The 19,879-nt window shown below is 69.0% G+C and carries 21 protein-coding genes; 7 read left to right on the forward strand and 14 right to left on the reverse strand.

Annotated features, from left to right (window positions below; genetic code table 11):
* From H5T77_RS15070 to H5T77_RS15095, 6 genes are all read left to right on the forward strand, one after another.
* Nucleotides 1–1,261: hypothetical protein (locus H5T77_RS15070; RefSeq protein WP_292650560.1), on the forward strand; the 1,261-nt coding region annotated here is incomplete at its 5' end.
* Nucleotides 1,262–1,276: 15 nt separating this feature from the next.
* Nucleotides 1,277–1,540: a hypothetical protein gene (locus tag H5T77_RS15075; RefSeq protein ID WP_292650562.1), complete on the forward strand. Its 264-nt coding sequence runs from the start codon at nt 1,277–1,279 to the stop codon at nt 1,538–1,540.
* Nucleotides 1,541–1,608: 68 nt separating this feature from the next.
* Nucleotides 1,609–1,998, forward strand: a complete 390-nt coding sequence (locus H5T77_RS15080) for a hypothetical protein (protein WP_292650564.1) — start codon at nt 1,609–1,611, stop codon at nt 1,996–1,998.
* Nucleotides 1,995–2,441, forward strand: coding sequence for a hypothetical protein (locus H5T77_RS15085; RefSeq protein WP_292650565.1), 447 nt, complete (start codon nt 1,995–1,997; stop codon nt 2,439–2,441). Before H5T77_RS15080 ends, H5T77_RS15085 begins: the two co-directional genes overlap by 4 nt.
* A gap of 59 nt (nt 2,442–2,500) precedes the next feature.
* The gene (locus H5T77_RS15090; protein WP_292650567.1) at nt 2,501–3,550 is read left to right on the forward strand and encodes an adenosine deaminase; all 1,050 of its coding nucleotides are present in this window, start codon (nt 2,501–2,503) and stop codon (nt 3,548–3,550) included.
* A gap of 40 nt (nt 3,551–3,590) precedes the next feature.
* Entirely contained in the window at nt 3,591–4,445 is an 855-nt protein-coding gene (locus tag H5T77_RS15095; protein ID WP_292650569.1) for an alpha/beta fold hydrolase, read from the forward strand.
* A gap of 7 nt (nt 4,446–4,452) precedes the next feature.
* Here the strand turns inward: H5T77_RS15095 and H5T77_RS15100 are convergent, their stop codons facing one another.
* Genes H5T77_RS15100 through H5T77_RS15115 form a run of 4 tightly spaced genes read right to left on the reverse strand, consistent with a single transcriptional unit; the run spans nt 4,453 to nt 9,979 of the window.
* A complete protein-coding gene (locus H5T77_RS15100; RefSeq protein WP_292650571.1) occupies nt 4,453–6,183 on the reverse strand; it encodes an acetyl/propionyl/methylcrotonyl-CoA carboxylase subunit alpha in 1,731 nt (576 codons plus the stop codon).
* Between the two features lies 1 nt (nt 6,184).
* Entirely contained in the window at nt 6,185–7,885 is a 1,701-nt protein-coding gene (locus H5T77_RS15105; protein WP_292650573.1) for a 5-oxoprolinase subunit B/C family protein, read from the reverse strand.
* A 37-nt stretch (nt 7,886–7,922) separates the two neighbouring features.
* Nucleotides 7,923–8,717 carry a LamB/YcsF family protein gene (locus H5T77_RS15110; protein WP_292650575.1) on the reverse strand — a complete coding sequence of 265 codons (795 nt, stop codon included), beginning with the start codon at nt 8,715–8,717 and terminating at the stop codon, nt 7,923–7,925.
* A 5-nt stretch (nt 8,718–8,722) separates the two neighbouring features.
* Nucleotides 8,723–9,979, reverse strand: a complete 1,257-nt coding sequence (locus H5T77_RS15115; protein WP_292650577.1) for an NRAMP family divalent metal transporter — start codon at nt 9,977–9,979, stop codon at nt 8,723–8,725.
* A 148-nt stretch (nt 9,980–10,127) separates the two neighbouring features.
* Between H5T77_RS15115 and H5T77_RS15120 the strand changes: the two genes are divergently transcribed.
* The gene (locus H5T77_RS15120; protein ID WP_292650579.1) at nt 10,128–10,766 is read left to right on the forward strand and encodes a GntR family transcriptional regulator; all 639 of its coding nucleotides are present in this window, start codon (nt 10,128–10,130) and stop codon (nt 10,764–10,766) included.
* Nucleotides 10,767–10,787: 21 nt separating this feature from the next.
* Here the strand turns inward: H5T77_RS15120 and H5T77_RS15125 are convergent, their stop codons facing one another.
* From H5T77_RS15125 to H5T77_RS15170, 10 genes are all read right to left on the reverse strand, one after another.
* Nucleotides 10,788–11,051, reverse strand: a complete 264-nt coding sequence (locus H5T77_RS15125) for a hypothetical protein (RefSeq protein WP_292650580.1) — start codon at nt 11,049–11,051, stop codon at nt 10,788–10,790.
* A gap of 10 nt (nt 11,052–11,061) precedes the next feature.
* Nucleotides 11,062–11,394 (reverse strand): EndoU domain-containing protein, encoded by a 333-nt coding sequence (locus tag H5T77_RS15130; RefSeq protein WP_292650582.1) that lies wholly within the window; start codon nt 11,392–11,394, stop codon nt 11,062–11,064.
* Nucleotides 11,395–11,515: 121 nt separating this feature from the next.
* Complete coding sequence (locus tag H5T77_RS15135; protein WP_292650584.1) at nt 11,516–11,887, reverse strand: DoxX family protein; 372 nt, start codon at nt 11,885–11,887, stop codon at nt 11,516–11,518.
* 78 nt (nt 11,888–11,965) lie between these two features.
* Nucleotides 11,966–12,610, reverse strand: coding sequence for a UdgX family uracil-DNA binding protein (locus tag H5T77_RS15140; protein WP_292650586.1), 645 nt, complete (start codon nt 12,608–12,610; stop codon nt 11,966–11,968).
* A 7-nt stretch (nt 12,611–12,617) separates the two neighbouring features.
* Complete coding sequence (locus H5T77_RS15145) at nt 12,618–12,959, reverse strand: DUF3140 domain-containing protein (RefSeq protein WP_292650587.1); 342 nt, start codon at nt 12,957–12,959, stop codon at nt 12,618–12,620.
* A 68-nt stretch (nt 12,960–13,027) separates the two neighbouring features.
* On the reverse strand, nt 13,028–14,059 hold the full coding sequence (locus tag H5T77_RS15150) for a hypothetical protein (protein WP_292650589.1): 1,032 nt from the start codon (nt 14,057–14,059) through the stop codon (nt 13,028–13,030).
* Nucleotides 14,060–14,095: 36 nt separating this feature from the next.
* Nucleotides 14,096–15,670: a glutamine-hydrolyzing GMP synthase gene (gene guaA / locus H5T77_RS15155; protein WP_292650591.1), complete on the reverse strand. Its 1,575-nt coding sequence runs from the start codon at nt 15,668–15,670 to the stop codon at nt 14,096–14,098.
* A 104-nt stretch (nt 15,671–15,774) separates the two neighbouring features.
* A complete protein-coding gene (locus H5T77_RS15160; protein ID WP_292650593.1) occupies nt 15,775–16,242 on the reverse strand; it encodes a hypothetical protein in 468 nt (155 codons plus the stop codon).
* A 254-nt stretch (nt 16,243–16,496) separates the two neighbouring features.
* Nucleotides 16,497–18,215 (reverse strand): GMC oxidoreductase, encoded by a 1,719-nt coding sequence (locus H5T77_RS15165; RefSeq protein WP_292650595.1) that lies wholly within the window; start codon nt 18,213–18,215, stop codon nt 16,497–16,499.
* Nucleotides 18,212–19,834 carry a succinic semialdehyde dehydrogenase gene (locus H5T77_RS15170; RefSeq protein ID WP_292650597.1) on the reverse strand — a complete coding sequence of 541 codons (1,623 nt, stop codon included), beginning with the start codon at nt 19,832–19,834 and terminating at the stop codon, nt 18,212–18,214. The genes H5T77_RS15165 and H5T77_RS15170 overlap by 4 nt, the downstream gene beginning before the upstream one ends.
* Nucleotides 19,835–19,879: the final 45 nt, after the last annotated feature.

A 19,879-nucleotide genomic window follows, 5' to 3' on the forward strand; every position in this document is an offset into this window, starting at 1 on the left:
GCGTGGCGAGGGCGTCACCACCCAGGCCAAGGCCGACTACGCCGACTACTCGGCCCGTTTCGACCAGGCTCGCTCGGACGCTCTGGCCGGCGGGATGACGTACCCCTACACGAAGGACTCCTTCTCCGACCCCGGCGCCGAGATCCGCTCCGGTGCGCTGGAGATGTTCGAGACCGCCAAGAGCGACCTGAAGGTCGCCGCCGGTCGCTGTGCCCGGGAGGTGCGCGTCGGTTGCAAGGACGCGCCCGAGAAACGCAACTGGTTCGAGTCCGGGCTCGCCTTCGTCGGCGGCATCTTCGAGGGCGCCGGCGAGGCAATCTGGGACATCGGCAAGATGATCTACAACGTCTCGATCCTCCACGACATCATCGAGCTGGCGTCAGGTGACCTCACCCCCGAGGAGATCGCCGCCCAGAAGTCGATGATGCTCGAGGACGCCGAGGCGCTGTGGCAGGCGCTCAAGTCCGATCCGCTCGAGTTCGGCAAGCAGCTCGGCAAGGGTCTGCTCGACTGGGACACCTGGGCCGACGATCCCGCCCGAGCGATCGGCCACCTCGTCCCGGACATCGTCGCTGGTGTGCTGACTGGAGGGACCGGAACTGTCGCCACACGTGGCATCAAGGGCGGTGCCGACGCGCTCGATGCGCTCGGCGACATGTCCTCCGGCCTCAAGGGCCTCGACAACCTCGACGGCCTCGGTGACGTCGGCAAGCTCGACAACGCCATCGACGACCTCGACGATCTCGGCAAGCTCGACGACGTCGGCGATGGCGCGACGGGCGACTCTCCTCTTACGGATGCCCAACGTGACGAAATTCTGGAGATCGAGAAGGGCGATCGCCCCGACCCGTCTACGTACCTTCCGCCCGAGTACATCGAGCAGCACCTTGGAAAGTTCGATGACGGCGCAACCAGGTTCATGACGGAGACCAACCTGGACAAGTACGGGATCGCGCAGCGGGACGGTACGTCATATGTGATGCCTAAGGCGGAGGTCGACGCACTGTTTGAAAAGACGGGCGGTGACCCTCGAGCAATGGAAGAAGCACTGGGCCTCCCAGAGGGCTTCTTCGAAAACGGTGTCGTACGGGTCGACATTCCAGATGCCCGTGACCATGGCCTCCGTATGCCCTCGGGTAACGAGGCAGGAGCGAATGACCAGTGGCTGCCAGGGGGCAAACTGCCAACGGGATTGTCGGAGGCTGTCATCGACTGCGGGGATATCGCGCCAGGCGGCTATAGAGTCACACCGGTCGAGTAGATAGGACGGACGAGCATGAAGTTCACGGATAGCTACTTCTCGCGGGAAGACAGGTTCTCGCTAGGGATCGAAGAGGAGACAGGACGCTTCTATGCGTCCATCCCCGTTAGCAATGGCGTCGTTGACTACGAGGAGTACTACGAGCTCACCAAGGAGCAGTACGACACGTACCTTGCCGCCCCCAGCACGGCCGTGTCCTTCATCGAAGACTGCCGCAGGCGCAAGCATGACGCTCTACTCATTCAGAAGCCAGGCTGGAACCGCGGCACACCAGTTTGATCTTTCCGGGACGCCGACGACGTTGATGTCGACGCAATACGACGCCATCCGACGCGGATAAGGGCACGATGACAGACAACGACGAACCGTTTGAGGCCAGCAACGTCAAGAAGCAGGTCAATGCGGACTGGCCCCAGACAAACTGGGCTTCCCCACTGCTCAAGCGCGCCTGGGTGCGTATACGCAACGGCCACGACGTACGCGATGGCCGCGTGCTCGGCAGCCGAAAGTTGGTAGGCGAGAACGCCATGATTCCGGTTGCGTTCATCGCCGGCATCGGACTGCATGCATTGCGTGCTGCCGAGGGCATCCGCCGCTTTGAAGATCCTGACGACAGCAGGAAGGAGTACGTACCGATGATCCTCTGGCCGGTCGAGGACTCCGCCGAGATACCCGAGCCCGGTCCGGACGCCGCCGAGTGGTGGGTGCGCGCGGCTTGGAAGCAGGAGCACCTGTGAACCCCGACGCATTCCTCAAGACACTGGAGAAGCTTCCACCGTTCCAGGGAGTCGTGTTCCGCGGTTGCCCGGCCGACGCGGGATTCGCCCACGACGGCCAGGTGACGGTGACCACCGGCTTCACCGCGACCACGCGACGTCCGGATCTGGTCGCGGGCAGCGGGACGATCTACGCCATCTACACGACCACCGCCCGTGAGATCTCGGCGTTCTCGGCACAGAAGGACGAGTACGAGACGGTCATCCTGCCCGGCACCACCCTCGCGCTCGCCGAGACCCGGCGGCTCGCCGGCCTCGACGTACGACTGGTCTTCGAGTTCACCCCCGGTCAGCAGATCCCGCCCGAGACGGTCGAGACCGTCGCGACGACCGTCGAGTCCTGGCTCGCCGATATCACTCCGTCAACCGAACCCCGCCCCCGCTTCGTCGGCGACATCGCCTGATGGGTCTCTGAGCGAAACTGAGTCGCGGGAGCGGCAGGGTGCGTGTGAGGATCGGGGCCGTGAGTGATCTGAAGACGTTCATCGCAGGACTGCCCAAGGCCGAGCTGCACGTCCACCACGTCGGGTCGGCGTCGCCGCGGATCGTGGCGGAGCTGGCCGCGCGGCACCCGGGGACCGTGCCGGCCGATGTCGAGCTGCTGCGGGAGTACTTCACCTTCAGCGACTTCGCGCACTTCGTCGAGGTCTACCTCTCGGTCGTCGACCTGGTGCGTACGCCGGAGGACATCCGCTACCTGACCTACGAGATCGCGCGGGACCTGGCCCAGACCCAGCAGGTCCGTTACGCCGAGCTGACCTGCACCCCCTACACCTCCGTCCGCCCCGACCTGGCGGTTCGAGAGCCGGGCACCGGACACACCGGGATGGCGATCGAGGCCTACACCGAGGCGCTCGAGGACGCCCGGGTCAGCGCCGAGCGCGACTTCGGGATCACGCTGCGCTGGATCTACGACATCCCGGGCGAGGCGGGGATGCCGGCGGCGGATGCGACCCTGGCGTACGCCGCCGACCACGGCCCCGAGGCGCTCATCGGCTTCGGTCTCGGCGGGCCCGAGATCGGGGTTCCGCGGCCGCAGTTCGAGAGGCACTTCGACGCCGCCCGCGCTGCCGGGCTCCGCTCGCTGCCGCACGCCGGCGAGTCCACCGGACCACAGACCATCTGGGACGCCCTGACCGTCCTGAAGGCGGAGCGGATCGGCCACGGCACCTCGGCCGCCCAGGACCCCGAGCTGCTCGCCCACCTCGCCGAGCACCGGATCCCCCTCGAGGTCTGCCCGTCCTCCAACGTGGCCACGGGTGCCGTCGCGTCGCTCGAGGAGCACCCGCTGAAGACGTTCGTCGATGCGGGCGTGCCGGTCACGATCAACTCCGACGACCCGCCGATGTTCGCGACCACGCTCAACCAGGAGTACGAGATCGCGGCCGACCTCCTCGGCCTCGACACCGCCGGCGTCGCCGACCTCGCCCGTGCCGCGGTCGACGTCTCCTACGCTCCCGACGACCTCAAGGCCCGGCTGCGCGCCGAGATCGACACGTACGCCACGCCTTAACCGCTTGACGCGGCTCGACCCCGCCCGTTTGCTGGTCGGCATGGGTGAACTGACACTGGCGGTCAACGGGATCGAGCTGTGCGTCGAGACGTTCGGGAGTCCTGGGGACCCGCCGATCCTGCTCGTCGGTGGGATGAGCGCCTCGATGGACTACTGGGAGGACGACTTCTGCCAGGCGCTGGCTACTGGCCGAAGGTTCGTGATCCGCTACGACCATCGCGACACCGGCCGCTCCACGACCTGGCCGCCGGGAGAGCCGGGCTACACCGGGCGCGACATGATCGCGGACATCCCGGCTCTGCTCGATGCCTTCGGCCTCGACAAGGGCCACATCTTCGGCATCTCGATGGGCGGGGCGCTGGCCCAGTGTGCGGCGGTGCTCTATCCGGACCGGGTGGAGACACTGATCCTCAACGAGACCTCACCTGCCTTCGACGGCGTACCCGACCTGCCGCCCATCGGCGAGGAGATGGCCGACTTCTTCGCGAAGGCCGCCGAGAGCACGGTCCCGGATCCCGACGACCACGAAGCTCTGGTGTCGATGCTGGTCGAGGACCAGCGTGCGTTCGTCCCCGAGGGCTACGACGAAGCCCGGATGCGGGCGGTCGTCGAGCGGGTCGTACGCCGCACACCGGACATGCGGCCGGGCTTCGCCAACCATCAGGCGATGAGCGACGGCGAGCCGATCGAGGCGACCTTGGCCGACATCGCCGCCCCGACGCTGGTCATCCACGGCACCCGCGACCCGCTGTTCCCGATCGGTCACGGCGAGATCCTCGCCCGCGGCATCCCCGACGCGACGCTCCTCGTCCTCGACGGTGTCGGCCACGAGCCGCCGCCTCCCTACACCTGGGAAGTGGCCATCCCGGCGATCCTCGAGCACACGGCCCCGTAGTCGACTCCTAGGACGGCTCGATCTTCCCGAGCACGTCACCGATCGCGACCGTCGCGCCCACGTCGGTGCCGCGGGAGAGCACGCCCGCACGGTGTGCGGCGACACGGGTCTCCATCTTCATGGCGTCGATGACCGCGATGTCCTGGCCCTCGGAGACCTGCTCGCCGTCCGGGACGAGCCAGTCGACCAGGGCGCCGGGCACGGGAGCCTCGATGACGGCCGGGTCGGCGACGGCGGTCGCCGGGGCGGCATCGGCCGTCGACGTACGGCCCGCGGCGATCCCCCGCAGGAGGTCCTCGGGCAGCCCCAGCATCACCCGGCGACCGTCGATCTCGATCGGCACCCGCCGCAGTGGCTGCGCTGGCGCCGGCTCGGGGCGGCGCTGGGTCTCGAGCCGCGGCATCAGCGTGGTCTCGATCCACTGCGTGTGCACCGCGAACCCGGCGGTCGAGAAGGCCGGATCGTCGAGCAGCACCCGAGCGAAAGGTACGACGGTCGCGACTCCTTCGACCGACAGCTCGCTGAGCGCGCGGCGCGCCCGTACGACGGCGGTGTCCCGGTCGGGCGCGTGCACGATCAGCTTGGCGATCAGCGAGTCGAAGGCGCTCTGCACGGTGTCGCCCGCCTCGATCCCGGCGTCCCAGCGCACCCCGGGCCCGGCGGGGACGCGCAGGCTCGTCACGATGCCTGGGCTCGGCAGGAAGCCGCGGCCCGGGTCCTCTGCGTTGATCCGCAGCTCGATCGCATGACCTTTCGGCTCCGGCGTCTCCGAGAAGGAGAGGCCCTCGCCGGCGGCGATCCGCAGCTGCTCGGCGACGAGGTCGACGCCGGTCACCGCCTCGGTGATCGGGTGCTCGACCTGCAGGCGGGTGTTCACCTCGAGGAACGAGATCACGCCGTCCTCGCCCATCAGGAACTCGACGGTCCCGGCTCCGCGGTAGGAGACCGCCGCACAGATGTCGCGCGCGGCCTCGTGGATGCGGCGGCGCTGCTCGTCGGTCAGCCCCGGCGCGGGTGCCTCCTCGACGAGCTTCTGGTTGCGGCGCTGCAGCGAGCAGTCCCGGTCGCCGACGACCACGACGTTGCCGGTGCCGTCGCCGAGCACCTGCGCCTCGATGTGCCGGGGACGCTCCAGGAACCGCTCCACGAAGCACTCGCCCCGACCGAACGCGGCCTGCGCCTCACGCGAGGCGGAGTCGAAGGCATCGGCGACGTCGTCGAGCTCGCGGGCGACCTTCAGCCCGCGCCCACCACCGCCGAAGGCGGCCTTGATCGCGATGGGAAGCCCGTGCTCGCGCGCGAACGCGACCGCTTCGTCGGCCGACTGCAGCGGCCGGTCGGTGCCGGCCACCAGCGGAGCACCCACGCTCTGCGCGATCCTGCGCGCGGTGATCTTGTCGCCGAGGCTGTCGATGCTCTCAGGACTCGGCCCGATCCAGATCAGCCCGGCGGCCTCGACGGCGCGCGCGAACTCGGCGCTCTCCGACAGGAACCCGTAGCCGGGATGCACCGCATCGGCTCCGGACGCCTGCGCCGCGGCCATCAACCACTCGATGCTGAGGTAGGACTCGGCGGCGGTGGACCCGCCGAGCACGTAGGCCTCGTCGGCAAGCCGCACGTGCAGCGCGTCGGCGTCCTGGTCGGCATATACGGCGACCGACACGAGGCCGGCCTCGGCGACCGCCCGCACGACGCGGACGGCGATCTCTCCCCTGTTGGCGATGAGCACCCTGCGCATGTCAGTCTCCTCGGATCTCGGCGGTCGACCCAATGGGCACAATCGGCACAGTTGGCGCGACCGGACGGAAGCGGATACGGACCCCGGGCGGCAGCTGCCCGGCCAGGTCCAGGTCGCGGTCGACGACCGCGCCGATGATCGGATAGCCGCCGGTGAGCGGGTGGTCCGGAAGGAACAGCACGGGCTGTCCGTCGGGCGGCACCTGGATCGCGCCGGTCACCGCCCCCTCGCTCGGCAGCTCGCCGGCGACGTCCCGTTCGAGCGGGTCGGCGCCTTCGAGACGTACGCCCACGCGGTCCGAGCGCGGCGTGACGGTCCATTCCTGCTCGACGAGAGTGCGTACGCCGGCCGGGGTGAACCAGTTCTCGCGCGGGCCGAGCACGATCCGCAGCTCGACCGTGTCGCCGGGAGCGGGCAGCAGCTCGGCGGGAGCGGGGTCCGGATCCACCGCATGGGGCGCGGCCGCGGGGCCGTGCAGCGGCACGACGTCCCCCGCGCGCAGCGGCCGGCCGCCGAGGTCACCGGGGCCGAGGCCCGCGAGCGTGTCGCTCGAGAGGCTGCCGAGCGCCGGCGGAAGATCGAGACCGCCCCGGACCGCGATCACGGACCGCAGGCCGATGCTCACCGAGCCGAGGCGCAGCTCCTCGCCGTCCTCGAGCGCGGTGGGGGCGCCGTGCTCGACCGGGAGCGGCGGGCCGTCGCTGCGTACGATCGTCGTCTCGGCGGGCGCGCCCGCGACCGCCACGACCGCGGGGCCGGTGAAGCGCAGGACCGCGCCACCGCCGGCGAGCTCGAAACCTGCCGTTCCAGGAGCGTTGCCCACGGCGCGGTTCGCGGCCCGCAGGGCGCGGCGGTCTGCTGTGCCCGACGCGGAGACGCCGAGCGCGGCATGGCCGGGGCGGCCGAGGTCCTCCAGCACCAGCTGCAGGCCGGGGCGTACGACCTCGACCGCGAAGGCGGCTGTGTCGGTCTCGACACGACTCCGCCTAGCGGCTCCGTCGGCTCGACCAGCGAACTGCTGGTCGAGCCCGCGAGCGAAGCGAGCGGTGTCGAGACCAACACGGTCGGTTCCGGCGCCGGCCAGCGAGACCGAATCCCGCTCGAGCCGCTCGAACCGCACGGTCATCCCCGGCGCGAGCAGCGCCGGCGGGTCCCGGTGCAGGTCCCACATCGGCGCGTCCGCACGCCCGATCAGCTGCCAGCCGCCAGGGCTCTCGCGGGGGTAGACGCCCGAGAACGTTCCCGCCAGCCCGACGGAGCCGGCGGGGATCCGGGTGCGCGGCGAGGAGCGTCGCGGCACGTCGAACAGCGGGTCGTCGCCGACGAGATAGCCGAAGCCCGGTGCGTACCCGGTGAAGGCCACCCGCCAGGTCGCGGCCGCGTGACGCGCGGCGACCTGCTCGGCACTGACCCCCAGCAGCTCGGCGACCTCGTCGAGATCCTGCCCGTCGTAGTGCACGCCGATCGTCACCGAGCCCGCCGTCGGCAGACCGCCGTGGACGGGTTCGACGCGGGACAGCTCCTTGGCGAGGGTCGCCTCGTCGACCAGCGTCGGATCGAACCGGACCAGCACCGTCCGGGCGGCCGGCACCAGCTCGACGACGCCGAGCGGCGGCGCGGCCGCGAGCGCGGCGTGCAGCCGCATCGCGCCCTCGAGGTCGTCCTCCTCGACCAGCAGCGCCTGATCCGATGCGTCGAGCACACGCCTCACGCCAGATACTCCGAATCCCGTACGTCGGTCATGCCGCCGGTCCCGCGGGCCCGGCGAACGGGGCGATCACGACGCCCTCGGCCTCGAGCAGTGCCCGGGTCGCCGCGGCCATCCGGATCGCGCCGTGGCTGTCACCGTGGACGCAGATCGAGTCGGCGCGTACGGCGACGTCGGTGCCGTCGATCGCCTCGACCACACCCTCGCGGGCGAGCCGGAGCATGCGGGCCGCGACGGCGTCGGCGTCGTGCAGCACCGCGCCGGGCTCGGCGCGCGAGACCAGCTCGCCGCCGGGTGTGTAGGCGCGGTCCGCGAAAGCCTCGGCCGCCGTGGCGAGCCCGGCGCTCTCGGCCACCTCGAGCACGACGCCGCCCGCGAGCCCGAGCAGCACGAGGGACGGGTCGATGGCCTTGACCGCGGCGACGACGTCCCGCGCCTGCCGCTCGTCGCGGGCGATCGTGTTGTAGAGGGCGCCGTGCGGCTTCACGTAGCGGACGGAGCCGCCGACCGCCGAGGTGAGGCCCAGCAGGGCGCCGAGCTGGTACTCGACGTGTGCCTGCAGGGTCGCCGAGTCGATGTCCATGTTGCGACGGCCGAAGCCCTCGTAGTCGCGGTAGCCGGGGTGCGCCCCGATCGTGACGCCGTTGGCGACGGCATCGGCGAGCGTCGTACGGATCCCTTCCGGGGTGCCGGCGTGGAAGCCGCAGGCGACGTTGGCGCTCGAGACGATCGCGAGCATGGCCGCGTCGTCGCCGACCACCCGGTCGGGCGCGTTCTCGCCGAGGTCGGAGTTCAGGTCGATGGTTGCCGCAGGGTTCGTTGTCACAGTGCTCACACTCCAATACCGATGAAGGCGAAGATCGGGCGCACCGAGACGATGCCCATGTACCAGGTGAGCAGGGTCGCGAGCGTGCCCACGACCAGCAGCCACCGCGGGTAGTGGTAGCCGTTCAGGACGTCACGCTGACGGAACCAGCCGATGTACATGAAGATCGTCATGCCGATGGGCAGGATCAGGCCGTTGAAGCCGCCGACGAAGACCAGGATAGCCGCGGGCGCAGCGCCGATCAGCAGGTAGAGGACGAGGGAGACCAGGATGAAGGCGACCGTCGCGATCTGCAGCGGCCACCCCGCTCCCAGCTTCTTCGAGAAGGTCGAGATGAAGGTGGCCGAGGTGTAGGCGGCACCGATGACCGAGGTGATCGCGGCGGCCCAGAAGATCGCGCCGAAGATGCGGATGCCCGCGTCGCCGAGCACGGCCCCGAACGCCTGTCCGGCCGGGTTGGCGGCCTGGCTCGAGAGGTCGAGGGTGACACCGGAGGCCACGACGCCGAGGATCGCGAGGAACAGTACGTAGCGCATGATCCCCGTGACGAGGATGCCGCTCATCGAGGCGCGGTGCACGGCCGGCACGTGCTCGGGGCCGACCTTGCCCGAGTCGAGGTAGCGGTGGGCGCCCGCGTAGGTGATGTAGCCACCGACGGTGCCGCCGACGATGGTGGTGATCGTCGCGAAGTTGAGCGTGTCGGGGACGAAGGTCTGGCGCAGCGCGTCGCCGACAGGAGGCTGTGACGCGAACGCGACGAAGAGCGTGAGCGCGATCATCGTCGTCCCGAGCACGAGCACGACGATGTCCACGGCCCGACCGGCTCGCTTGTAGAGGAAGATCCCGATCGCGAGCAGGGCCGAGAGCAGTCCGCCGACCTTCGGCTCGAGGCCCAGCAGCGCGTTCAGGCCGAGACCCGCCCCCGCGATGTTGCCGATGTTGAACGCCAGTCCGCCGATCACGATCAGCGTCGCGAGAAGGTGCCCGGAGAACGGCAACGCTTCGTTCGCCAGGTCGCCGGCGCGCTTGCCGGAGACTGTGATCAGGCGCCAGACGTTCATCTGCAGCGCGAAGTCGATCAGGATCGAGACGAGGATCGCGAAGGCGAACGCCGCGCCGAGCTGCGCGGTGAAGGTCGCGGTCTGGGTGATGAAACCGGGGCCGATGGCCGAGGTGGCCATCAGGAAGATGGCGCCGAGGATCGGGCCTCTGCGGGAACTGGCGAAACTCTTCGCGCGCTCGGCGCTGGTTGTCTCGGGCATGGGGGACTCCTGCCATCAGCGGGCTATGTGGCTGACACCACATTTCGATGTGTAGTACAAGATGGCACAAGTTGTTCAACAATAATAGCGGCGATCGTTAAAATGATGTTTCGATTGTTCACGGATGCGATTCCCCTAGGATGCGGACATGACCGACGTCGACGACACCCTGACGAACGTCCTGCGCCGACGGATCATCGACGGCGAGTTCGCACCCGGCACCCGGTTGTCGGAGATCTCCCTCGCCGAGAAGCTCGGGGTCTCGCGCAACACGCTTCGTGAAGCGTTCCGTGTCCTGTCCGAGCAGGGACTGGTCGAGCACGTACCCAACCGCGGTGTCTCGGTCGCCTCGCCCACCGTGGCCGACGTCGTCGACATCTATCGGGCCCGGCGCTACGTCGAGCCTGCCGCACTGGCCGCGGGCTCCCCGCTCCACCCCGCGGTTTCGGCGATGCGCGCAGCGGTGGAGCAGGGCGAGACCAGCCTCGAGGCGCGCGACTGGCGCACGCTCGGCACCGCCAACATGGCCTTCCACGACGCCATCGTCGCCCTCGCCGACAGCCCGCGGCTGGAGCGCCTGTTCCGCGACATCGCCGCCGAGCTGAGGCTCGCGTTCCTCGAGATCGACAACCCCGAGGCCCTGCACGCTCCGTTCGTCACCCGCAACCGTGCCCTGCTCGAGACCTTCCTCGAGCAGGGCGGACCCGCAGCTGCCACCGAGCTACAGGACTACCTCGTGCTCTCTGAGCGCACTGTCCTCGGCGCCTTCACTCGCCTCCGCCACTAGGCATGGGCGATCGCCGGAACGTCAGGCGGTCTTGAGGTGCCGGAGTCGAGCCACCGCATCGGCGCCGACCCGGCGGTGAGGTCCTTCAGGAAGGGTCTCGAGATGGCCTTCCAAGGCATCGACGACCGCTACAGATACGGTCTCCGGCGCTCGCTCGATCAGCTCGATCAAGGACGTCAGGTATTCACCTGCGTCGATGTCGTCCGCAATGACTTCGAGCACATCGGCGGGGATGGACGGCAACGCCTCCATCAGCACGCCATAGGCGAAGTCCTCGATGTTCATGACTACCATGCTAGCCCTCGCTGTCCACCGGATAGGCGTTCCAGATCTCGGGCGGTTCCTTGTCGCTCCGCACCTGCACCCGGACGAGTTGACCGTCGACGACCCGCTCGAAGCGAATCTTGTCGCCGAGACGCATCGGCGAGCGGTCCGGGTCGGCAAGCGCCAGATCTACCGCAGCGATGATCTGATCTGCGCTCCATTCCGCGGGAAACTTCGACTTCTTCGGCCACTCCCGTTCAGACTCAGAAGTCGCTTGGTGCCGCTCGAGGATGTGTGCGCGCATCCATGCTGAGATCTGTGGGCGCTCCGACGGACGGAACGGCACACTCGTGCCGTCCGTCATCGTCGGGTAGCTCCATCTCACGCACAGGAACAGTAATCCGGACCACCGACATTCTCGGTCGCCTCGCGCTCTGCTGCTGCGAGTCGGTGGCGGCGTACCACCGCCTCCATGTCACGCCAGATCACGCGGTGATCAGACCGCGCAGTCGCTCGTCGCGCGGCCAGGCGCCGGCCCAGACGAGGACGGCGGTGGCGATCGCGAAGACGGTGTTGAAGGCCGGCTGCTCGAAGACCAGGTTCACGGTGACCGCACCGCCCAGGTAGGCGGTGATCAGGATCGTCCCCATCGCCCGGGCGGCCGGGAAGTGGTAGGCGATCAGCGACAGGCCGAGGACGGCGCCACAGACGACCGGGAACCAGCCCGGTGCCCCGATCTTGTCGTTGAAGTCCATGACGGACTCGACGCGGAGCAGGTGGATGACGATGTCGAAGGCAAGAAACAGGGTGACCAGCACGGTGATGACCCAGCCGGCTCGTTGTGCGTTGGTGCTCATCTCGATCTCCTCAGAGGTGGGTGGTGTTGCTCTTACCCACGCGTCGAGCGTGCACCAGGGATCTCGACATCGCCTCCGTCACTTCTTCGTCTTTTTCTTCAGCGCGGCCGCAGCGACCTTCAGATCGGCGACCAGACCGTCGTACGTCGCCTGCCTCTCGTCCTCCGCGCGGAGGACGGCGGAGGGGTGGGTCGTGGCGAGGACCCACGGGTCGAGGGTCGGCGTGGCGATGGCCTCGGGCCAGTCGATGAGGTGGCCACGTGATTCGCCGACGCGGAACGACGAGCCGTACAGCGCCTTGCCGGCGGTGCCGCCGAGCAGGACCACCCCGGCGGGGCGTACCAGATCCAGCTCCGCCGCCAGCCACGGCGCGCAGGCGCCGACCTGCTTGCTGGTGGGCGACTGGTGGATGCGGCGCTTGCCCGAGAGCCGATGGCGGAAGTGCTTGACGACATTCGTCGTGTACGTCGCCTCCGGCTCGATCCCGGCCTCAGCCAGCGCCTCGTGGAGGATGCCGCCCGCCGGACCGACGAACGGCTCGCCCTCGCGGTCCTCCCGGTCGCCGGGCTGCTCACCGAGAAGCATCAGCGGAGCCGGCGTAGGGCCCTCCCCCATCACGCCCTGGGTGGCGTCGCGGTAGAGCTCGCAGCCGCGGCACTCCTGGACGGCGCTGCGCAGATCGGCGAGCGTCGGCGACTCCGGCACCCACTCCGCGGCGCTCACGCGACGCTCACGGGACGAGCGGGTCGTGACCGACGTTCATCAGCCGGCGCCGCCACTGTGCGTCACCCGCGGTCGGCTCCCACTGGCCGGTGTCTCCGCCGCGCAGGTCGGTGACCTTGTCGACGACCCGCTGCATGACGTCGACGTCGTCGGGGGTGACATCAGAGCGGCGCTTGCCCAGGATGTCGGCCACCCGGTGACCGAGCTCGCTACCCGCACGGTCCGGTTCGGTCTCGGTCGTCTCCCCCGCACCCTGCACCGCGAGCCACTGCCGCAGGTCCCGCGAGGTCATGTTCACCGCGCGGTGGAAGTTCTCCCAGAGCCTGTCGTCGACGATCGTCTCGGCCATGTCGTGCCTCCTGCCTGATCTACTGTGCAGCGGTTCCGGTACCCATCCGGGCGGCAGGACACACGGCCTCACGTCAGGAGGGTCTGAGCCTCCGGAGAGTCGTAGAAGCTCGACAGCCGGCGGCGGACCAGCTGCTCGAGAACACCCGCCTCGGCGAGCGCCTCGATGACCGGCGGACCGAAGCGGAGGGCCTCCTCGACGAGGTCGTCGCGGTCCAGGCCCCACTCCTCGAGGAGCCGGTCGAGGGTGAAGCTCCCATAGGTGTCGAAGAAGAAGTCGACACCCGTGTCGACCAGGGCCTGCAGATAATCGGAGTCCCGGACGTCGAGCCAGACCTGGTAGAGACCGACGAAGACCGCGACCAGCTGCTCGTCGTCGATCAGGTCGGCGAGCTCACGCACCGGGCGGGTCGAGAGCGCGTCCCAGACCTCCAGCAGAGCGTCGTGCACCTCCTCGTCGGTGACCGAGCTCGCGGCGGTGTCGGTGAGGTAGCCGAGCAGCGCTCCGGTGCCGCGCTCCGCGAGCTCGCGGGCGCTCTGGTCGACGGCCGCCCCGACCGGGGTGCCCTTCACCGTGTTCGCCATCCGACCGGCGACGCGTTCGGCGATCGAGAAGCCGAGGGAGCCGCCCGGAAGGTTGTCGGCGAGCCTGCGGCCGGTGTCGACGGCGCCCTTCGCGCTGCCGCGCACCAGGGTGCCGACGCCGGCCTGGATCCCGGAGTTGTCGGCCAGGCTGCGCAGGATCTGCTGGCGCAGCGTACGCATCTCGACGAGGGCCTCGACCAGCTCCGCGACCCGCGGCCTGCTCACCACCTCACCCAGCGGCGTCTCGTTTGCGGGATGGGCCTTCAACCGGGTCGCGATCGCACCGGCGACCTCCGGGATCGCGCCCGGCAACCGGAAGGTGCTGACGTACTTCAGCGCGACCTCCTTGATCAGGTCGCGGTGCATCACCTGGTCGAGGGTCAGGTCGCTGGCAGCGCGCAGCGCGAAGTCGATCTCGCCGGTGACGAGATCGAGGAAGCGTACGCCGCGCAGTGCCGCCAGCTCGTGGGCGACATGTGCGTCGAGGAGTCGCTGGGCGAGGTCCGGCTCAGTCATGGACGACATTGTCCACGGCCGAGACCTGCTACCGAATCATTCCCACTCGATGGTGCCCGGCGGCTTCGAGGTGATGTCGACGGTGACCCGGTTGATCTCGCTCACCTCGTTGGTGATCCGGGTGGAGATGCGCTCCATGACGTCGTAGGGCAGCCGGGCCCAGTCGGCGGTCATCGCGTCCTCGGAGGTGACCGGTCGGAGCACGACCGGGTGGCCGTAGGTGCGACCGTCGCCCTGGACGCCGACCGAGCGGACGTCAGCGAGGAGCACGACCGGCATCTGCCAGATGTCGCGGTCGAGGCCGGCCTTCGTCATCTCCTCGCGGGCGATGGCGTCGGCCTCGCGGAGGATGTCGAGGCGCTCCTTGGTGACCTCGCCGATGATGCGGATGCCCAGGCCGGGGCCCGGGAAGGGCTGGCGCTGGACGATCTCGTCGGGCAGGCCGAGCTGGGAGCCGACGGCGCGCACCTCGTCCTTGAAGAGCTCACGCAGCGGCTCGACCAGCTCGAACTCGAGGTCCTCGGGGAGCCCGCCGACGTTGTGGTGGGACTTGATGTTGGAGGTGCCGGCGCCGCCGCCGGACTCGACGACGTCCGGGTAGAGCGTGCCCTGGACGAGGAAGGCGACCTTCTCGTCACTGTCGCCGAGGATCTCGACCTCGGCGCGCTCGAAGCAGCGGATGAACTCGCGCCCGATGATCTTGCGCTTCTCCTCCGGGTCGGTGACCCCGGCGAGCGCGTCGAGGAACTCCTTCTCGGCGTCGACGATCTTCAGCTCGGCGCCGGTCGAGTCCCGGAAGGCCTTCTCGATCGCGACCGACTCGTTCTTGCGCATCAGGCCGTGGTCGACGTAGACGCAGGTCAGTCGGTCGCCGATGGCTCGGGCGACGATGGCTGCGGCGACAGCAGAGTCGACGCCGCCGGAGAGCGCGCAGATCGCGCGGTGGTCGCCGATCTGCTCGCGGACCCGCTCGATCTGCTCCTCGGCGATGTTGCCGATGGTCCAGGTGGGTCGCGCGCCGGCGATCTCCCACAGGAAGTGCTCGAGAACCTTCTGGCCGTGCTCGGAGTGGAGCACCTCCGGGTGCCACTGGACGCCGGCCAGCTGCTTCTCGACGTTCTCGAAGGCCGCCACCGGAGTGTCGGCGGTGCTCGCGAGCACCGTGAAGCCCTCGGGCGCCTCGGAGACGGAGTCGCCGTGCGACATCCACACGTTGTGGGCCGGCGGGATGTCCTTGAGGAGCGTGCCGGGGACACCGACGGTGACCGGGGTGCGTCCGTACTCCCGCGCGCCGTTGTCGTCGACCGTCCCACCCAGGCCCTGCGCCATCAGCTGGAAGCCGTAGCACATCCCGAAGACCGGGGTGCCCGCGGTGAACAGGCTGTTGTCGATCCCAGGGGCTTCGTCGGCGTACACGCTCGAGGGGCCGCCGGAGAGGATGATCGCCTTCGGGTTCTTGGCGAGCATGTCGGCGACCGGCATCGAGTGCGGCACGATCTCGGAGTAGACCCGCGCCTCACGCACTCGGCGGGCGATCAGCTGCGCATACTGCGCGCCGAAGTCCACCACGAGAACCAGATCGTGCTCTTCCGCCCCAGGAGCCTGCGTCATGGACGAATCCTAACGAGGGTCTTGGCGATACGCCGACTCGGCGTGAGCCCGTACGCCGCGGGGCCAGCGTGACCGCCCGGCCAGGCGTTTCCGTACGGCCCTGCTCAGCAGAGTCCGATCTCTGCGTCCGGGTCGGCGTACTCCGGCATCCTCTCGAGCACATCACGATGGGAGGTGCGCGTCTGCCACGTCGCGAGCGGCCACCGCCCCTCGGTGGAAACCGTGTCGAGGTGGACCTCTCGATCACCGTCATCGGTCACGCCCGACCACCAGACCAACGCAAGGCCTTCGTCGTTGTCGTGGACGGTGTGGTCGCAGTGCCCGAACCGCCCGAGGCCTTCATGGCGGATCTCGAGGACACGCGGATCCCTGAGCCCCTGGTCGACCGCCTGGCCGTGGACCATCTCCTCGATGCGTCGATCCATCAGCATCCGCGACACCGGTTGCCCGACGATCTCGACCACGATGACCACGAGCACGACGAGCGCGAGGATCCAGAGGACCCGGGCACGGGTGCCCCTCCGGTCATACTCCTGGTTGCGTCGCTCGCCCGCCCAAAAGCCCTCCAGCACCCGCAGGAGCCTAGCGACCGGGCGCCGCGACCGCAGCAAAACGCACCAGGGCCCGGCCGGGGAGGGAGGTGGCCGGGCCCTGATTGCCCGAGACAAGAAAGGCCCGGACGTAAGACCCGGCATGTATTAGGGAGGGAGCAATCCCGGGTCTGATCACTCCAACGAACTCTCTAAACCGTGGTTACGGGCCAATCAGAAACTTCCTGTCAGAAAATTCCGGCGCTACGGTCCGTGTCACCATCGCAACAGCTCAGTCACCGAACCTCAACAATGGGCAGCTGGAGAGCAGCCGGTGCCGTCGCCGGCACGGCGGGCGTGACCGGCCGGACCGGCTGGATCCGCGCGTAGCCGGCACCCAGAGCCGGGCGCGGGTCGGCCTGGTCCTTGTTGGGCCAGAACGACATCGCCCGCTCGGCCTGCGCGGTGATCGTCAGCGACGGGTTCACGCCAAGGTTGGCGGAGATCGCGGAGCCGTCCACGACGTGCAGTCCGTCGTGGCCGTAGAGCCGCTGGTAGGGGTCGATCACACCGGTGGCCGCCGAGTCGCCGATGGTGCAGCCGCCGATGAAGTGGGCGGTCATCGGCTTGTTGAATGGCTCCCCGATGGTGCCACCGGCATAGCCCGGCTTCTCGCCCGAGCTCATCACCCCGGCCATCTTCCGCACGGCGTCCAGGCCGGCGGGGATCCAGGTCGGGTTGGGCTTGCCGTGGCCCTGCTTCGACGACATCCGCCACCCGAAGATCGTCCGCTTCGGGAACGTCGTGATCGAGTTGTCCAGCGCCTGCATGACCAGCGCGATGACGGTGCGCTCGGACCAGTGCTTGAAGTCGTAGAACGTACGCAGCGACCGCCGCTGCAGCCACATCTCCTTGAGCCACCGGCGGAACCGTCGGGGACCACCCTCGGTGAGCACCGTCTGCATCGCCGCGATCGCGTTGCTGCCGTGGCCGTAGCGGACCGGCTCGATGTGGGTGTGCTCGTCGGGGTGCCACGAGGAGGTGATCGCCACGCCCTCGCTGTAGTCGATGTCCGTGTCCGGAGCGATCGCGCCGAGGATCGACTCGGAGTTGGTCCGGGTCAGCTCGCCGAGACGGTCGGAGATCTGCGAGAGATCGCCGGTGCGCTTGAGCTTGTGGAGCAGCTTCTGGGTGCCGAGCGAGGCCGCCGAGAAGATCACCTGGTCGGCGGTGAACCGCTTCGTTCGACCGATGCCCAGCTTGGCCTTCGTGGAGCGGGTCTCGACGACGTACCCGCTTCCGGTCTTGGCCGGGTAGACGCGGGTCACCGTGGTCATCGGGTGCACCTCGGCGCCGTTCTTCTCGGCCAGGTAGAGGTAGTTCTTGACCAGGGTGTTCTTCGCGTTGTGGCGGCAGCCGGTCATGCACTCGCCGCAGTTGGTGCACGCACGCCGGTCGGGGCCCTCCCCGCCGAAGTAGGGGTCGGGCACCTCCTGCCCGGGCACGTGGCTCGGCCCGCCGAAGAAGACGCCGACGGGGGCCTTGTGGAAGGTGTCACCGCGTCCGGCCTCGGCCGCGACCTTCTGCATGACCTCGTCGGCCGGGGTCAGGTGCGGGTAGAGGGTGACGCCGAGCATCCGCTTGGCCTGCTCGTAGTAGGGAGCGAGCTCGTCCTTCCAGTCGGTGATGTGACTCCAGGAAGGGTCCTCGTAGAACGGGTCGAGGGGCTCGTAGAGGGTGTTGGCGTAGACCAGCGAGCCGCCGCCGACCCCGGCGCCGGCCATGATCACGGCGTCCTTGACCATGTCGATGCGCTGGATCCCGTAGCAGCCGATCGCCGGCGCCCAGAGGTATTTGCGCAGGTCGAAGGAGGTGTTGGGCAACTCGTCGTCGCTGAACCGGCGACCGGCCTCGATCACCCCGACGGAATAGCCCTTCTCGGTCAGGCGCAGCGCGCTGACCGAGCCGCCGAAGCCCGACCCGATGACGAGTACGTCGTAGTGACTCCCGCTCATGCCCGGCCCAGCGACTTCAGCACCCGCAGCGATGCGGTCATGAACTTGGCGTAGGCCTGGTCGCTCATCCCGAACTGCGGGGCGAAGCGGAGGATCGCCTGGGAGGCGACCGACTGGGTCTCGGTGTAGCGCAGGATGCCCTCGACGCCCTGACGACGGCCCTGGCCGGACTCGCGCATGCCGCCCATCGGGGCGTCGATGCTCGCGAAGGTGGCGCCGAACGCCTCGTTGATGTTGATCGTGCCGCACTTGATCTGGCGGGCGATGCGCCGGGCGCGGGCGGTGTCGCGGCTGTAGATCGAGCCGTTGAGGCCGTACTCGCCGTCGTTGGCGCGCTCGATCGCCTCCTCCTCGCTGTGGAAGCGGTAGAGGGAGACGACCGGGCCGAAGGTCTCGTTGCCGAAGCAGGTCATCTCCGGGGTGACGCCCTCGAGGATGGTCGGCTCGAAGAAGAACGGCGCCAGGTCGGGGCGGGCCTTGCCGCCGGCGAGCACGCGGGCGCCCTTGGAGACGGCGTCCTCGACGTGAGCGGTGGCAGTGTCGACTTGGGCCTGCGAGATCATGGTGCCCATGTCGTTCTCCCACCCGAGGGTGGCGCCGAGGGTCATCGCCTGGGTGCGCGCGACGAAGCGCTCCACGAACCGGTCGTAGACCTTGTCGTCGACGAAGAGCCGCTCGACGCTCACGCACAGCTGGCCGGAGTTGGAGAAGACCGCACGGGTGGCGCCCTCTGCCGCCTTCTCGATGTCGGCGTCGCGGAGCACCAGCATCGGGTTCTTCCCGCCGAGCTCCAGGCTGGCGCCGATCAGCCGCTCGGCGGCCTGCTTGGCGACGATCTTGCCGGTGTTGGTCGAGCCGGTGAAGCAGACGTAGTCGGCGCGCTGGATGATGCTGGTGCCGACCTTCGAGCCCGGGCCGGCCACGACGGTCCACAGGTTCTCCGGGAGCCCCGCCTCGGCCAGCAGCTCGGCGCCGAGGAGCGCGCTCAGCATGGTCTGCGAGTCGGGCTTGATGACCACCGCGTTGCCGGCGGCGATCGCGGCGATGCCGTCGCACAGCGCCATCGTGAACGGGTAGTTCCACGGGCTGATGATGCCGACGACGCCCTTGGGGACGTGGTTGAGGTCGACCCGGGTGAGCACCGGGATGACGCCGAGCTTGCGCTCGGTGTCGAGGATCTTGCTGCTCTTGCGCCCGTAGTAGCGGGCGGTCAGCGCGATGTGCAGCGGCTCGTCGAAAGCGTGCTTGCGGGCCTTGCCCGACTCCAGCACGATCAGGTCGAGGATCTCGTCCTGCCGGTCGAGGACGAGGTCGTGAAGCTTGATCAGGATGCGCTCGCGCTCCGCGACCGGGGTCGCGGCCCACTTCTCCTGCGCGATCCGCGCCTTGGCGAAGGCCGCGGCGACGTCGTCATCGCTCGACTGCGGGATGTGCGCCAGCGGCGCCCCATTGAGCGGGCTGATGACCTCGCGGGTCTCCCCGGTGGTCGCCACGACGCGCTCGGTCAGGCGGGCGACGTAGTCAGGCTCGAGGGCCAGGGACGCCGTGGCGTCGTGCTCGGGATCGAGCGGGCCCTCGACGATCGGGCCGCCGGAAGGGGTCGGGTTCGATGCGCTCATGTACCGAGAGTATGTGACCGGCGTCTCGGAAGCCAGACACGAGTC

The sequence above is a fragment of the Nocardioides sp. genome (assembly GCF_014360585.1).
Taxonomy (GTDB): Bacteria; Actinomycetota; Actinomycetes; order Propionibacteriales; family Nocardioidaceae; genus Nocardioides.